This is a genomic window from Enterococcus sp. DIV0436a, from assembly GCF_051711605.1.
GTDB lineage: Bacteria > Bacillota > Bacilli > Lactobacillales > Enterococcaceae > Enterococcus_B > Enterococcus_B faecium.
This window is the reverse complement of record NZ_JBIONA010000001.1, coordinates 734,311-749,646: the sequence shown is the minus strand read 5'-3', so window position 1 is coordinate 749,646 and position 15,336 is coordinate 734,311. Positions and strand designations below refer to the sequence as shown.

Sequence of the window (15,336 nt, the reverse complement as noted above, 5' to 3'; positions counted from 1 at the left end):
AAGCTAAACTTCGAGAAGTAGATTTAAATAAAAGTCGCCTTGAGAATGAAATAGACAGCCTACCGGAAGATACTCGTTTTAGAGAACGTAAAATTAACGATATGACATTCAGACTTGATGGTCTGTATGATATTATCATAGAATTAGAAGAAAAAATTGAAGATGTCAAGCTACGTCGCAAAGCTGTAGAGCAAGATGCTATTACATTAGAAAATATCTACACCCTATTGGCAAACTTTGATAAAGTGTATGACAAAATCAATGATGAAGAGAAAAAATCCCTAATTTCTTCGTTAATCAAAGAAATAGAGATTTTCCCATGTGACGAGGCTGATTTGCCTCTAAAGTCTATTTTATTTAATTTTCCTGTTTATAAAGACGGTGGAGATGTTTGTTGGTTTTTGTGGGACAAAAGTACTACCGTCTCTGGTGTTATAAAGTGTCACTACTTTATTCCTTACCTGTTGTTGCACCTGACATGGCTAGGACTGCTGATTTATCTGGAAGAATATATTTGTCATCCTTATCCTGTTCATCATAATATGCAAAATCTCCACCTACCTCCCCGCTGGAAAGAATATTTGAAATTCTAACAATTGGCACACCAGTGTTCCTGAATTTAGAGCTTTTGAATGCAAAACCGCCACGTAAGGGAGCTATATCACCCAACTTACGCTCTTCCCAATCTTCCGTAAATCCTGGAAAACGGATTTCTGGCACTTTTGCTCCGTTTTTAGGGAACATTTTTTGTAAGAATCCTTTTTTCGTTTCCTTCAGCAAATCTAACTTACGTTGATGAAGGGCGATAGTGTTATCCAGCTGCTTGAAGAATGAACCGATTTTGTTTTGTTCCTCAATTGTAGGGACACTTATTATAGCTTCTTTAATATCAGTAGAATTAATACTTTCAAATGTTGATCCAGTGCTATATCTAGTCCAATACCCGTCGGACTTCATTTTACCAAGATTCTGAAATATAAATTCATTACCTTTTATGGCAGCAACACCTCGACCAATAACCACGTCATAAGCTGTTTTACCAATATCTCCAACCGGTGCTCGGACACTTAGAATGAGATCATCTTTTTCAGCTTGTTTAGTAACTTGAGTTGTCCATACTCTCGGGAAAACACGACCATTTTTCATGTCAGCATTACCTTGCACAAGAATATAATCATTAGGATCATCAGTATAATTTTCTGAATTAGGAGACTGTCCCATCACTATTCGAACTTCGTCTCCCAACTTACGCTCTTCCCAATCATCCGTAAATCCAGGAAACCGAATTTCTGGTTGCGTATCATTGCTCATGTTTGAATACCTCCAACGCACCTTGCAACCACGCTTCATTTTCAGGTGTTGTTTGCAAAGAAGAGAGTGCTTCCAAGAGTTCTTTTTCTAGCACTTGCTGTTCTTGTCGTATCTTCTTGATGTCATTTCCGACATGAACCATATCAATTGGTTCTTCTTCTTCGAACGTATCTACATAGCGTGGGATATTTAAGTTATAGTCATTTTCTTTGATTTCATCAAAGGTTGCCAAATGAGCGTATTTCTCGACATCTTTTCTTTCAGCGTAGGTTTCGAGGATTTTTTGAATGTTTTCTTCCGATAATTTATTCTGATTTTTTCCTTTGACAAATTCTCGACTAGCGTCAATGAATAATACATCTCGAGTTTGGCGGTTCTTTTTCAATACAATCACTGTCGTTGGAATCGATGTACCAAAAAACAAGTTCGCAGGCATACCGATCACGGCATAAATACTGCCGTCTTCTAATAATTTTTGACGAATGACCCCTTCTGCAGCGCCACGGAATAAAACTCCGTGTGGTAAGACGATGGCCATGGTACCTGTTTCCTTCAAATGATAGAACCCATGAAGAAGAAACGCAAAATCTGCTTTGGATTTTGGCGCTAATTTTCCATAACGATTAAACCGAGAATCATCTAAGAAAGTCGTATCTGCTGACCAATTAGCCGAATAAGGTGGGTTCATCACTACTGCATCAAATGTGTAAGGTTCATCTGTTGGCCAGTCCTTATTCAGCGTATCCCCATTGCGGAGATTCATTTCTTCGGCATCTACCCCATGTAAAATCAAGTTCATTTTTGCTAGATTGTATGTCGTTGTATTTAATTCTTGCCCATGATATTTAACATTATCTGGGTGAGTTAAGTAGTTACGTACGTTTAACATCAATGAACCTGAACCCATGGTTGGGTCAAAGACACTAAAGAATCGTCGTTCTTTTTGATCCAACGTTACGATTTGTGCCATCATATCAGAAACCATATGAGGTGTGTAAAATTCTCCGGCTTTCTTCCCTGCTTCTGAAGCAAATTGACTGATCAGAAATTCATACGCATCCCCGATCACGTCCCCATCGTGTCCTAAAACATCTACGTCGTTTAATTTCTTGATAACTTCGGTAATCGTGACATTTCGTTGTTGCTCATCTGTTCCTAGTTTTTTTGATTGGAGATCCACATCATCAAATAACCCATTAAATTGGTTATAAGTAGAAGACAATTGCACAAAGGCTTTATTTAAATCATTCAATTGGAACGTTGCTTGTTTTGCTTGATCCGCTAAGACGTTGAAAAGATACTCTGGTGAGATCGAATACCCCAAAATATCAACGATTGTGGCAATCAGGTCTTCTTTTGATTCTTCATCTGAAAGTAATTCACGATACAACATTGTTTGTTTGCTTACTGTGTCATATTCCTCTAAGGATTCATCTGCTAAAAGAACCACTTGTTCCAACAAACGGTCGGATAAATATTTATAGAAAATCAGTCCCAATAAATAATTTTTATATTCTGACGCATCCATTTTACTACGGAGATTATCTGCCGCACTAAATAATTTTTGATTTAATTCTGCACCCAAAAAGATACACTCCTATCTCTTATTTAAAGTTGCTATATACCCTCTTATTTTAGCATACTCCCTTTTAGAAAAAGCAAAAAAAATAGAAAGAATCTTATTCTTGATAACAAGCTACGTGACGTATATGCCTAACAAAAATAGAACTTTTGAATCAATCTTAAATGAAGGTTTAACCACAGAACCGGCATCCATTATTTTTGATGAAGTTATCGATGACGTTGAAGATAGTAAGTATCATAAAAATTTAAAAGAACTTTTTTATTTTGCACTCAACAATGGACCAAGTTTGTTCACTGGTATATCAGTACCTGATAGTGATAATCCATTAATTATGGCAAAAATTTACTTAACAAAATGGTGTAATAAATACATCAGGGATAGGAATAACCCAGCATTAAAAAAACCTCTTAAAACATTTGGCGAAAAAGATGCTGCTTTAACTACTAGAGTAGCAGCAAATGCTAATATTGATGATCAAAAAGTATTGAATGACTACTTGCGTGGACATTTTTTATATATGAGCGCTGAGAACATGAACGGAAGTATTTTAGAGGAATATTTAGCCGAAGTGTTAGAACCTGAAGGTTGGATTTGGTGCGCCGGCTCTGTATATCGAGCTGTTGATTTCTGTTATTTAGGAACCTCACCAATTCTTTTACAAGTGAAAAATAAATACAATACAGAAAGCAGTTCGAGTTCAGCTATAAGAGTAGGAACAACAATTAGAAAATGGAATCGTTTAAATAAGTCGACAAAAATTTCTGGTTTGGATAGCCCTATCCCCAATTGGAAAGCATTAATAGAAATGACTGAAGCTAGTAAGGAACTGGCAGCTAAGTTAACTGAAAATAGTTATTTAGCTTATATTAATGAAAAATCCACACGAGAATTATGGACACTCGATGACTAACAATATCCTTATTAGTATCTATCCACGATACATGGAAAAAATTATAAACAAACAAAAAAACTTTGAATTTAGAAATTTCTATCTTACCTCAGATCCTTATAATATCTTTTGGATTTACGAAACAATCCCCACCAAAGCTTTAAAGTATAAATTGATTGTAAAAAATCGATAAAGTCCGTATAATTGTGTAAAAGTAAAAAGGCCATATAACAGTCCTTTTACGGTACAATGTTTTTAACGACAAAAACATACCCAGGAGGACTTTTACATGACCCAAGTACATTTTACACTGAAAAGCGAAGAGATTCAAAGCATTATTGAATATTCTGTAAAGGATGACGTTTCTAAAAATATTTTAACAACGGTATTTAATCAACTAATGGAAAATCAACGAACAGAATATATTCAAGCAAAAGAATATGAACGAACAGAAAACCGACAAAGTCAACGAAATGGCTATTATGAGCGCAGCTTTACGACACGTGTAGGCACGCTAGAATTAAAAGTACCCAGAACACGTGATGGCCATTTTTCACCCACAGTGTTTGAACGTTATCAACGAAACGAAAAAGCCCTCATGGCTTCAATGTTGGAAATGTATGTATCAGGCGTTTCAACTCGTAAAGTATCAAAAATTGTGGAAGAACTTTGTGGTAAATCCGTCTCTAAGTCCTTCGTTTCTAGCTTAACAGAACAGCTAGAACCTATGGTTAACGAGTGGCAGAATCGTTTATTATCAGAAAAAAATTATCCTTACTTAATGACCGATGTACTCTATATAAAAGTACGAGAAGAAAATCGAGTACTCTCAAAAAGCTGTCATATAGCGATTGGAATAACCAAAGATGGCGACCGTGAAATTATCGGCTTCATGATTCAAAGTGGCGAAAGCGAAGAGACCTGGACAACATTTTTTGAATACCTAAAAGAACGCGGTTTACAAGGTACGGAACTCGTTATTTCTGATGCGCACAAAGGATTAGTCTCTGCCATTAGAAAATCCTTCACCAACGTAAGTTGGCAAAGATGCCAAGTTCACTTCCTAAGAAATATCTTTACCACCATTCCTAAAAAAAATGGTTCAGTATAAATTCTTGTGTAAATAGAAATTAGATAACAAAAAAAGAAGGGTTGTCCCTTACAATGTTAATAACGACAAAAACATGGGGAGCCCTTCTTACTATGAATTATACAGAACTGTCAGTTACTACTCAAGATGTTATGCCTAACAAAGGTGTCTTATCCTTTAATTCTGGTCTTACCGACTTTATTCAAGTTGGCGAGCCAATTCAAAATGAAGGTGGATTAACCTTTGTAGGAAAGCTAGATGAGCGTGGTGATACCTTCTGTCCTAATTGCTCAAGAAAACTAGTTAAAAATGGGTCTTTAGAATCTACCCTTAAGCACGTCGCTATTGGTGGAGTACACACCAATATCAGAGTGTCCTATGCACGTTTTCGTTGTCTTAACATTGATTGCCAATTCAACACTAGAAGCCAGTCTATCCCTTTTAAAGCTGATGGTTATCGCATCACCAAACCTTTAAAAGAATACACTGAGAAACTGTTAAGCTATGGCCTTACTCTAAAGGCAGTGGCTTGGCTTACTGGCTTGGACAAGATGACTGTAAAGTCAATTCACAAGTCTCTTCTACTGTCTAAATTTACAACTGATGGCAAGACACTCATAAAACCTGAAAGGCAGGCAAAATACTTAGCCATTGATGAGTTTAAGCTCCACGATGGCCATAAGTACGCCACCGCAATCATAGACTGGGAAACAGGGTATATTCTCTACTTAGCCCATGGCAAGAAGAAAGCCGTTGTTTTCGAGTTTATGGATCATGTTGGCGATGAGTGGATGTCAAAAGTTGAGGCGGTGGCTTGCGACATGAATTCAGACTTCGAAGAAGCTTTTAAAGGGCGCTATCCCAAGCTAGACATCGTCTATGATCGCTTCCACATTATCAAGAATTTCAACGATAAAGTGGTTTCAGAGATCAGAAAGGATGAACAAAGACGGCTGGCTGAAGAAGGCTCTCCAGAGGCTGCTAAGTTGCTTAAGAACTCACGTTACATCTTGATGTCTAAGAGGTCCACATTAGTTCAGAAGGACGAGGATGCCCGTCAAGGCAAGCTAGTGTCTACTGCTGGTGAAATATTCAATACACCAGAAATAAAGGCTTATGGCGGTAATGAAGCATGGTATGACGAGCTGTTGGAAGAAAACAAGCTCTTCTTCACAATAGACCTCGTCAAAGACTTGCTAGACCAGGCATACAACTCACATGACGAGGTGGAAATGTGCGTTAGACTTGAAGGGATCATAGACATCTGCAAGGCAACTGAGAATAGCCACTTTATTTGGTTTGCGCGTCTCTTAAATAACCATTTGAGAGGGATCTACACGTTCGCCAAATACGGGATATCAACTGGCAAACTTGAGGGTATCAACAATAAGATCAAGACTGAGAGACGTAAGGGTTATGGGTATCCAGATGATGAATACTTCTTTCTGCGATTAATGGAAATATCCCGAAAGGCATCCTAAATCTCACAGCCGTTTACACAAGAATTTATACTGAACCTCATTTTTTGAACATTAATTAAAGTTTCGTTCTTACATTTGGGGCAGTATAAAGGGAAATTTTTAAGTATAGTATCCACTCGTATTCGTAGTCTTGTTTTATTTCCACAAATAGGACACAATATCCACTTGTAGTTTATAATAACAATCTCCTCCTTTCCACTTTAATTCAAATCTATATGGTAGATTGCAAATTTAATCCAAATTTTTGGACAAATTTGTCAGCATAACCTGATACGGTGTTTGCCAGTCGAGTATTTTAAGCGGTCGCTGGTTAATTTGGAGTAACGTCGTCGTTAAATCTTGAGCACTAATGTGCTCAAAACGAGTCCCTTTAGGATAAAAATAACGTAAATTCCGATTAAAGCGTTCATTACTACCACGTTCAGCTGGCGTATAAGCATGGCAGTAATAGGTCTTAATACCATATTGTGATTCAAGTGATACTAGCCCACTAAACTCAGTGCCACGGTCCACAGTAAAGCTGTGCACCGGACCATTAAAAGTGGTTAGGAACTTAGTTAGTGCTTCATTAACAGTCGCTGTCGTCCGATCTTTTAACCGGTATGCCCAAAGGAACCGTGATTTTCGATCGATTAAAGTTAATAAAACTGCCTTACTATGCCCACGAGGACCAACGACTGTATCTAGTTCAAAATCGCCGATGCGATTACGTTGATTAATCATCATGGGACGCTGTTCAATTGATCGCCCCAAAGATTGATTATATTTGGATCGTTGGTCAACGTTACGCCGTTGGCGTACGCCATGTTCAGGTAGATCATTCAAGGAGAAACCAATTCTCCCCTGATTTAGCCAATTATAAATAGATTTAGTAGCTAGTTTAAATTCGTGAGCAATCATTCCTGGTGACCAGCTTAGACGTAAATGGTTGAGAATTTTTTGCTTTAACTCATCGCTCAGCTTAGTTTTCCGACCACATCGTGATCGCTTGTATTCGGCATCTGTTTGTGCTAATTCAGCCTGATAGGGTTGACATCGAGATAATTCATAAGAAATTGTTGACGGTGATCGGTTCAGCCGAACGCCCATTTGGATATTGGACAGCCCTAGTTCACAAAAGGTTTCGATTTTAATTCGTTCGGAATAGGTTATACTAGACAAAAGATCAGCTCCTAAAAGATGGGTTTGTGGTAAACACCATTTTAAAGGAAGCTGATCTTTTTTGTCCGAACAGCGTTCGGATTAATTTTACAATCTACCATATTAAAGAATATTTCATCTTATTTAATAAGAAACCATATTTATATAACAACATAAAATACACTAAGTTATTTTATTGAACATATATCGTACTTTATCTATCCGACTATTTGGACGACGGGGCTGGCAAACAGGTTCACCGGTAGTAACATGGTACCCTTTTAACTCTGTTAAACAAACACTACGTCCATTTGTAAAGAAAGTTAAATCACTACGATATTCTTGAATACACCGAGCAGGGATTTCTCCACTAAGAATGACCTCATTATTTTTCAATTGAGTGTCTACGATGTTCGCACAATATTTAGGAGCATCGTTGTATGCTCGTGAAAGATATTCCTGTGGCGCATAAATTTTAAAACTAAGATATGGCTCTAACAATTCTGTTCCAGCTTTTTTTAAGACTTGTTCCAATACAATAGGAGCAAGCATCCGAAAATCTGCTGGGGTACTAACAGGGCTATAGTATAAGCCATACTTAAAACAGATTTTACAATCCGTCACATTCCAACCATATAATCCTTGTTCGCAACCATAGCGTATCCCTTCCATAACTGCATTTTGAAATGATTGATTTAAGTATCCAAGAGAAACCGAGCTCTCATACTGCATTCCACTTCCCAACGGAAGCGGTGATACAGATAAACCAATGGAAGCCCAGAAAGGATTTGGCGGCACTTCGATGTGAATGGTATATTCTGCATTTTTTAACGGTCTCTCCATATAAATGACTGTAGGCTCTTTTAGTTCTATCTCCACATGATACTTTTCTTGCAACAGTGCACTAATCACTTCCATTTGTACTTTCCCTAAGAAAGAAAGTATAATTTCATGTGTCGTAGAATCCACGTAATATCGTAGAAGCGGATCACTATCTGAGATTTCCAAAAGGGCATCAAGCAACATTTCTCTCTGTTCAGGTTTACTCGGTTCAACAGTTGTTTGTAGTAGAGGGTGCGGATTTTCAATCTTTTTTCTCTGTGGCAATAGTTTTGTATCTCCAAGAACACTATTTAACTTCAAAAACTCATTTTGCAAAATAACAATTTCTCCAGAATAAGCTCTATCAATCTTACATAATTCACCATTTATTGAAGTATACATTTCTGTAACTTTTATTTTTTCTTTTTCTGATACTCTAACCGAATCTCGTAAATGTAGTACTCCACTATAAAGGCGTATATATGCAAGACGTTGTCTTTTTTTTGTATATTCAATTTTGAAAACATTTCCGCAAAGTTCAGACGGACCTCGATGTGTTGATGAATAAAATTTATTCGTAATCACTTCTATAAGGTTATCAATCCCTATATTGTTTTTTGCACTTCCGTGATAAACAGGGAACAGGGAACAATTATGAAATCTTATGCTTTCCTCTTGTTCGAGTTCCAATGCTTCTAATGATTTACCGGACATATATTTCTCTAAAAGGTCATCGTTTCCCTCTATTACCGTATCCCATTGTTCAGATTCGGTAAAGTTCGTCACACACATATTAGGATACAGTTCTACCTTCTGTTTGATTACAATTTCGGCAGAAAGTTTCTCTTTAATATCCTGATAAACCGTTGATAAATCAATTCCATTTTGGTCAATCTTATTGATAAAAAAGATTGTGGGAATCCCCATTTTCCTAAGTGCATGAAATAATATACGAGTTTGTGCTTGTACGCCATCTTTTGCAGAAATCAGTAGAATTGCCCCATCTAAAACTGATAATGAACGATATACTTCTGCTAAGAAATCCATATGTCCTGGCGTGTCTATGATGTTCACCTTCGTATTTTCCCACTGAAAAGAGGTTATTCCTGTCTGAATTGTAATTCCTCTCTGACGTTCTAAAAGCGTATTATCCGTCCTCGTTGTACCTTTGTCCACGCTTCCTAATTCTGTAATCGCTCCACTGTTATATAATAAGCTTTCTGTTAAGGTAGTTTTTCCTGCATCAACATGAGCTAAAACTCCAATATTAATAATTTTCATGTGATTTTCCTCCATTCAAAAACCCAAAAGGGCATAAAAATCCCAGTGATAAATACTTTTATCACTGGGATTTTTATGCATAACCATAGGTATACAAAGCATACAGATATTCTCTGGATACTTTAGAATCACATGATAAAGGTATTCTTAAACTGGGTACAAAAAACTAAGCCCTCCTAAAAAAGGACATCTAATTATTTGTTCCTGCTATCAAATTGACAGTTTATTTAAGAATACCTTGCCGCATATTTATTAACTCCTTTTAAATAGTCACTTAAATAATAGCACGTAAGAGCATATTTGTAAAGGAATCTCCAATTTTTTATCAAAAAGAGTACATGATTACAAAGTATCTGTAATCATGTACCAATATTTGTTATTTTACAATCTTCCAATTATCTTGTTTTTCTAATATCAACTCAAATTGCGAGATTTGGGTTGCCTTTGTTTCTTGATCTAAATATTTCACAGCGACATTCACGATTACTTGGTTATCTTTTCTGGTAAAGATAGGATTCACCAATTCCTCGAAAACATATTCCTTGTTAATCATAGGTAACACATGATTACTTACATAGTAAGTCAATTCTTTTTCTGTGGCGGTAGGATAGAGCTGGAAGAACGTTTCTAAAAAGCTAATGATTTCGTCCATCGTTTCTGTATCTACTGTATGGTCACTTTCTAGCTGTTTGGGTTGGTAGTCCGATTTTTGAGGTTTCTTACTCATTGTCGGATTTTTGATAATAACCATATTATCTGATTCATCTATATGGACAACCACATGAAAGCTAGACGATATAGTTTCCTTGTCTTTGTCTTCGGTAATAACTTGTTCAACAGAAAACAGTACCTCAAAGGTGTTCTCATTCACTTGAGAAACCTGCCACACCTGTATATCGTTCACACTAGAACTAGTAGGAATATCCTTACGAATCATTTCTTCATTTAATACCTGCAATTCTTCCGTCAAATAATGGGTCAATTTCTCATTTCGTTTATCAATGGCTTCTTGGGATTGGAGAGCGTAAAATATCTTGTGTAAACGCACAAAAGATTTCTAAATTGTATAGAAATAGGGAATGCCTTCCCTTATGATATTTAGTAACCACAGAAAACATCACAGGAGGCATTCCCCATGAATGAACTTACCACAGAAATTATCGCTGCACTAGCCCAAAAACAAGATTTGGACGAAGTTTTTCGTCACCACCTTGAAATCGCCATCAACCAGCTGCTTCAAACTGAATTGGCAGAGTTTTTGGGTTACGAACGCTACTCATACGCTGGGATTAACACTGGTAATAACCGCAACGGCAGTTATGAGCGCTCGTTTGATACGAAGTACGGCCAACTTAACTTAACCATTCCTCGAGATCGCAATGGCCGGTTTGAAAATCATACCTTGCCAGCCTACGGTCGGCACAGTGATAATTTAGAAACAACGGTTATTCAGTTGTATACCAAGGGAATTACCACTGCTGAAATTGCCGAACTCATTGAGAATATGTACGGTGCTCACTACTCCAAAGCCACGGTTTCCAACATGACTAAAGCCGTCAATGAACAGGTTCAAGCTTTCCAGCAACGTCGACTGGCTTCACAATATGCGGCTATCTTCTTAGATGCCACTTACTTGCCGTTAAAGCGGGATACCGTTCAAAAAGAAGCGGTTCATATTGCGATTGGCATTCGTCCAGATGGTACGAAAGAAGTGCTGAACTACCAAGTGGCGCCGACGGAATCAACTGGGATCTGGACTGAATTACTGGGAACCCTGATTAAGCAAGGTGTCAAAGATGTGCTGTTGTTTGTGGCCGATGGGTTAGTTGGTTTGGATGAAGGTTTAAATCGGCATTTTCCCAAAGCTAAACGACAACGTTGCCTGGTTCATGTTGGGCGTAATTTGATAAACAAAGTTCGGGTGAAAGACCGTAAGGCCGTGATCAATGACTTTAAACAAGTTCATTGGGCTGCCAATCGTGAAGCAGCCGAACTGAAACTGAATGAGTTCGCCAACAACTGGCATCGTACCTATCCCAAGTTAATCAAAGATCTGCTTAAAATGCCGAATCTGCTCACTTTCATGGACTTTCCACCAGCCATTCGGCAATCACTCTACTCCACTAACTTGATTGAGAACTTTAACAAGCATCTCAAGCGCACCACCCACCGCAAAGAACAATTTCCAACGGAAGATTCACTGGATCGATTCCTGGTTTCTCAGTTTAATGCTTATAACGAGAAGTCTCTGAAGCGGATCCACCGAGGCTTTAAAGGACTCCAGGACACCTTGGAAGCATCATTTATTTGAGTTAGTTACATATTATATGTACGAAGGCATTTCATTTACACAAGATTCTTGACGCTACCAATCTTCTAGACTATAATTAAAATCAAATAACTCAATTCGGAGGTACTAACATGACCATACCTGACGCAAATGCAATTTATCCCAATCCAGCCATCAAAGAGGTTGTCTTTATCAAGAACGTGATCAAAAGTCCCAATATTGAAATTGGGGACTACACCTATTATGATGACCCAGTAAATCCCACCGATTTTGAGAAACACGTTACCCATCACTATGAATTTCTAGGCGACAAATTAATCATCGGTAAATTCTGTTCTATCGCCAGTGGTATTGAATTTATTATGAACGGTGCCAATCACGTAATGAAAGGTATTTCAACTTATCCATTTAATATTTTGGGTGGCGATTGGCAGAAATATACTCCTGAACTGACTGATTTGCCGTTGAAAGGTGATACTGTAGTCGGAAATGACGTGTGGTTTGGGCAAAATGTGACCGTCCTACCAGGCGTAAAAATAGGTGACGGTGCCATTATCGGAGCAAATAGTGTCGTAACAAAAGACGTCGCTCCATATACAATTGTCGGTGGCAATCCAATTCAACTCATCAAACCAAGATTTGAACCAGAAGTTATTCAAGCATTAGAAAACCTGGCATGGTGGAATAAAGATGTTGAATGGATAACTGTTAATGTTCCTAAACTAATGCAAACAACGCCCACAGTTGAATTGATAAACAGTTTAATGGAAAAATAAAAGCAAAAAAGGCCGTGCAAGCAATCCAAGAATGATTGTTTACACGGCCTTTACTATTTAGTGAATCCAATTTATTAATAATAGATATGATATACCAGTAAAAAATACACTAGCCACCTCTGGCGGTACTCTACTCGTATATTTTATTTACGACCTTCTGATGATAAAGGTCACTTCCCTGTCCCCAGAAAATAAAGCTTAGTGAAACATAAACGACAGCCAATATTATATTGAAAACATCGAATTTCATGTTATTAGTGAGCATCATTCCAACGATAAAGGCAATTGCTAAAAATGGAATAATTGCGCCTAACCAAACATGTGAATTGTTACCTAGCACATATTTCTCAAGAATCAGAGAGGCGATTGAAACTACAATAAAAATAATCCCTAACATAATTACACCCCCATAATTAATTCAGCGTATATTATGTTAACACTAATAATTTTGGTTCAGTATAAATTCTTGTGTAAATAGAAATTAGATAACAAAAAAAGAAGGGTTGTCCCTTACAATGTTAATAACGACAAAAACATGGGGAGCCCTTCTTACTATGAATTATACAGAACTGTCAGTTACTACTCAAGATGTTATGCCTAACAAAGGTGTCTTATCCTTTAATTCTGGTCTTACCGACTTTATTCAAGTTGGCGAGCCAATTCAAAATGAAGGTGGATTAACCTTTGTAGGAAAGCTAGATGAGCGTGGTGATACCTTCTGTCCTAATTGCTCAAGAAAACTAGTTAAAAATGGGTCTTTAGAATCTACCCTTAAGCACGTCGCTATTGGTGGAGTACACACCAATATCAGAGTGTCCTATGCACGTTTTCGTTGTCTTAACATTGATTGCCAATTCAACACTAGAAGCCAGTCTATCCCTTTTAAAGCTGATGGTTATCGCATCACCAAACCTTTAAAAGAATACACTGAGAAACTGTTAAGCTATGGCCTTACTCTAAAGGCAGTGGCTTGGCTTACTGGCTTGGACAAGATGACTGTAAAGTCAATTCACAAGTCTCTTCTACTGTCTAAATTTACAACTGATGGCAAGACACTCATAAAACCTGAAAGGCAGGCAAAATACTTAGCCATTGATGAGTTTAAGCTCCACGATGGCCATAAGTACGCCACCGCAATCATAGACTGGGAAACAGGGTATATTCTCTACTTAGCCCATGGCAAGAAGAAAGCCGTTGTTTTCGAGTTTATGGATCATGTTGGCGATGAGTGGATGTCAAAAGTTGAGGCGGTGGCTTGCGACATGAATTCAGACTTCGAAGAAGCTTTTAAAGGGCGCTATCCCAAGCTAGACATCGTCTATGATCGCTTCCACATTATCAAGAATTTCAACGATAAAGTGGTTTCAGAGATCAGAAAGGATGAACAAAGACGGCTGGCTGAAGAAGGCTCTCCAGAGGCTGCTAAGTTGCTTAAGAACTCACGTTACATCTTGATGTCTAAGAGGTCCACATTAGTTCAGAAGGACGAGGATGCCCGTCAAGGCAAGCTAGTGTCTACTGCTGGTGAAATATTCAATACACCAGAAATAAAGGCTTATGGCGGTAATGAAGCATGGTATGACGAGCTGTTGGAAGAAAACAAGCTCTTCTTCACAATAGACCTCGTCAAAGACTTGCTAGACCAGGCATACAACTCACATGACGAGGTGGAAATGTGCGTTAGACTTGAAGGGATCATAGACATCTGCAAGGCAACTGAGAATAGCCACTTTATTTGGTTTGCGCGTCTCTTAAATAACCATTTGAGAGGGATCTACACGTTCGCCAAATACGGGATATCAACTGGCAAACTTGAGGGTATCAACAATAAGATCAAGACTGAGAGACGTAAGGGTTATGGGTATCCAGATGATGAATACTTCTTTCTGCGATTAATGGAAATATCCCGAAAGGCATCCTAAATCTCACAGCCGTTTACACAAGAATTTATACTGAACCAAAAAAATTCAAGATCTTTCAGAGAAGCTGTTAAAGGAATTTTTAAGTTCACAGATATTAACTTAGCGCGTGAGGCTAAAAATCGATTGATTCATGATTATATCGATCAACCAAAATATTCAAAAGCTTGCGCATCATTGGATGATGGATTCGAAGACGCCTTTCAATATACCGTACAAGGAAATTCCCACAATCGACTAAAGAGTACCAATCTAATTGAACGACTGAATCAAGAAGTACGCAGAAGAGAAAAGATTATTCGCATCTTCCCCAATCAAACATCAGCCAATCGCTTAATTGGAGCCGTTCTTATGGACCTGCATGATGAATGGATTTATTCTTCAAGAAAATACATCAATTTTGATAAGTAGAAATGGTAAAAACATTGTATAGCATTTTACACAGGAGTCTGGACTTGACTAAAAAATCCAATTACTAAACTTAAGAAAAATCAACACTACTTTTTAGGAGACGATGAGTTTGAACAATTAGTTTAAAAGGGAAAATATGCTTACGAAATTATCCACCTAGAAGAAATACTTTTACCAATAAGTCTGTCTAATTTAAAAAATTTAGGAGTTACTGCACCACAAGGATATGCATATATAAAAAAATATCCTAGTCTTGTCGATATTCTCGCCGTTTGTATAATTAAGCGAGACAAATAAAAAAGCCATTTATGTTACACTCAAATTGTAATACCCGCTAAAGC

General features: G+C 37.6%; 10 protein-coding genes and 5 pseudogenes. 7 read left to right on the top strand and 8 right to left on the bottom strand.

Going from position 1 to position 15,336, the window contains the following annotated elements; genetic code table 11:
- Nucleotides 1-456 precede the first annotated feature (456 nt).
- A pseudogene (locus tag IGL15_RS03525) lies at nt 457-1,311 on the bottom strand (restriction endonuclease subunit S); the annotation flags it as partial.
- Nucleotides 1,301-2,896: a type I restriction-modification system subunit M gene (locus tag IGL15_RS03520; RefSeq protein WP_010718348.1), complete on the bottom strand. Its 1,596-nt coding sequence runs from the start codon at nt 2,894-2,896 to the stop codon at nt 1,301-1,303. The pseudogene IGL15_RS03525 and the gene IGL15_RS03520, both read right to left, overlap by 11 nt.
- A 124-nt stretch (nt 2,897-3,020) precedes the next feature.
- On the opposite strand from IGL15_RS03520, the gene IGL15_RS03515 reads away from it, so the two are divergent.
- From IGL15_RS03515 to IGL15_RS03505, 3 genes and pseudogenes are all read left to right on the top strand, one after another.
- Complete coding sequence (locus tag IGL15_RS03515) at nt 3,021-3,806, top strand: SinI family restriction endonuclease (protein WP_002326540.1); 786 nt, start codon at nt 3,021-3,023, stop codon at nt 3,804-3,806.
- Between the two features lie 268 nt (nt 3,807-4,074).
- Nucleotides 4,075-4,884 (top strand): annotated as a pseudogene (locus IGL15_RS03510) (IS256-like element IS256 family transposase); the annotation flags it as partial.
- Nucleotides 4,885-4,988: 104 nt separating this feature from the next.
- A complete protein-coding gene (locus tag IGL15_RS03505; protein WP_043921381.1) occupies nt 4,989-6,356 on the top strand; it encodes an ISL3 family transposase in 1,368 nt (455 codons plus the stop codon).
- On the opposite strand, the gene IGL15_RS03500 is transcribed toward IGL15_RS03505, so the two are convergent.
- The 5 genes and pseudogenes from IGL15_RS03500 to IGL15_RS03480 form a co-directional block, all read right to left on the bottom strand.
- Complete coding sequence (locus tag IGL15_RS03500; protein ID WP_096709348.1) at nt 6,353-6,514, bottom strand: cysteine-rich KTR domain-containing protein; 162 nt, start codon at nt 6,512-6,514, stop codon at nt 6,353-6,355. The two genes, IGL15_RS03505 and IGL15_RS03500, sit on opposite strands and share 4 nt — an antisense overlap.
- A gap of 73 nt (nt 6,515-6,587) precedes the next feature.
- Complete coding sequence (locus tag IGL15_RS03495) at nt 6,588-7,517, bottom strand: IS30-like element ISLpl1 family transposase (protein ID WP_002328816.1); 930 nt, start codon at nt 7,515-7,517, stop codon at nt 6,588-6,590.
- A 162-nt stretch (nt 7,518-7,679) separates the two neighbouring features.
- On the bottom strand, nt 7,680-9,599 hold the full coding sequence (tet(M), locus tag IGL15_RS03490; RefSeq protein ID WP_000691727.1) for a tetracycline resistance ribosomal protection protein Tet(M): 1,920 nt from the start codon (nt 9,597-9,599) through the stop codon (nt 7,680-7,682).
- Nucleotides 9,600-9,614: 15 nt separating this feature from the next.
- Nucleotides 9,615-9,662: pseudogene (locus IGL15_RS03485) on the bottom strand (hypothetical protein); the annotation flags it as partial.
- Between the two features lie 313 nt (nt 9,663-9,975).
- Nucleotides 9,976-10,623, bottom strand: a pseudogene (locus IGL15_RS03480) (conjugal transfer protein); the annotation flags it as partial.
- A 111-nt stretch (nt 10,624-10,734) separates the two neighbouring features.
- Between IGL15_RS03480 and IGL15_RS03475 the strand changes: the two are divergent.
- Nucleotides 10,735-11,910, top strand: coding sequence for an IS256-like element IS1310 family transposase (locus IGL15_RS03475; protein WP_002328814.1), 1,176 nt, complete (start codon nt 10,735-10,737; stop codon nt 11,908-11,910).
- A 110-nt stretch (nt 11,911-12,020) separates the two neighbouring features.
- Nucleotides 12,021-12,665, top strand: a complete 645-nt coding sequence (gene vat(E) / locus IGL15_RS03470) for a streptogramin A O-acetyltransferase Vat(E) (protein WP_089143697.1) — start codon at nt 12,021-12,023, stop codon at nt 12,663-12,665.
- A 130-nt stretch (nt 12,666-12,795) separates the two neighbouring features.
- Here vat(E) and IGL15_RS03465 read toward each other — a convergent pair whose 3' ends face one another.
- The gene (locus IGL15_RS03465; RefSeq protein WP_002328812.1) at nt 12,796-13,062 is read right to left on the bottom strand and encodes a hypothetical protein; all 267 of its coding nucleotides are present in this window, start codon (nt 13,060-13,062) and stop codon (nt 12,796-12,798) included.
- 157 nt (nt 13,063-13,219) lie between these two features.
- On the opposite strand from IGL15_RS03465, the gene IGL15_RS03460 reads away from it, so the two are divergent.
- Nucleotides 13,220-14,587, top strand: coding sequence for an ISL3 family transposase (locus tag IGL15_RS03460; protein ID WP_043921381.1), 1,368 nt, complete (start codon nt 13,220-13,222; stop codon nt 14,585-14,587).
- A 36-nt stretch (nt 14,588-14,623) separates the two neighbouring features.
- A pseudogene (locus tag IGL15_RS03455) lies at nt 14,624-14,995 on the top strand (transposase); the annotation flags it as partial.
- Nucleotides 14,996-15,336 lie beyond the last annotated feature (341 nt).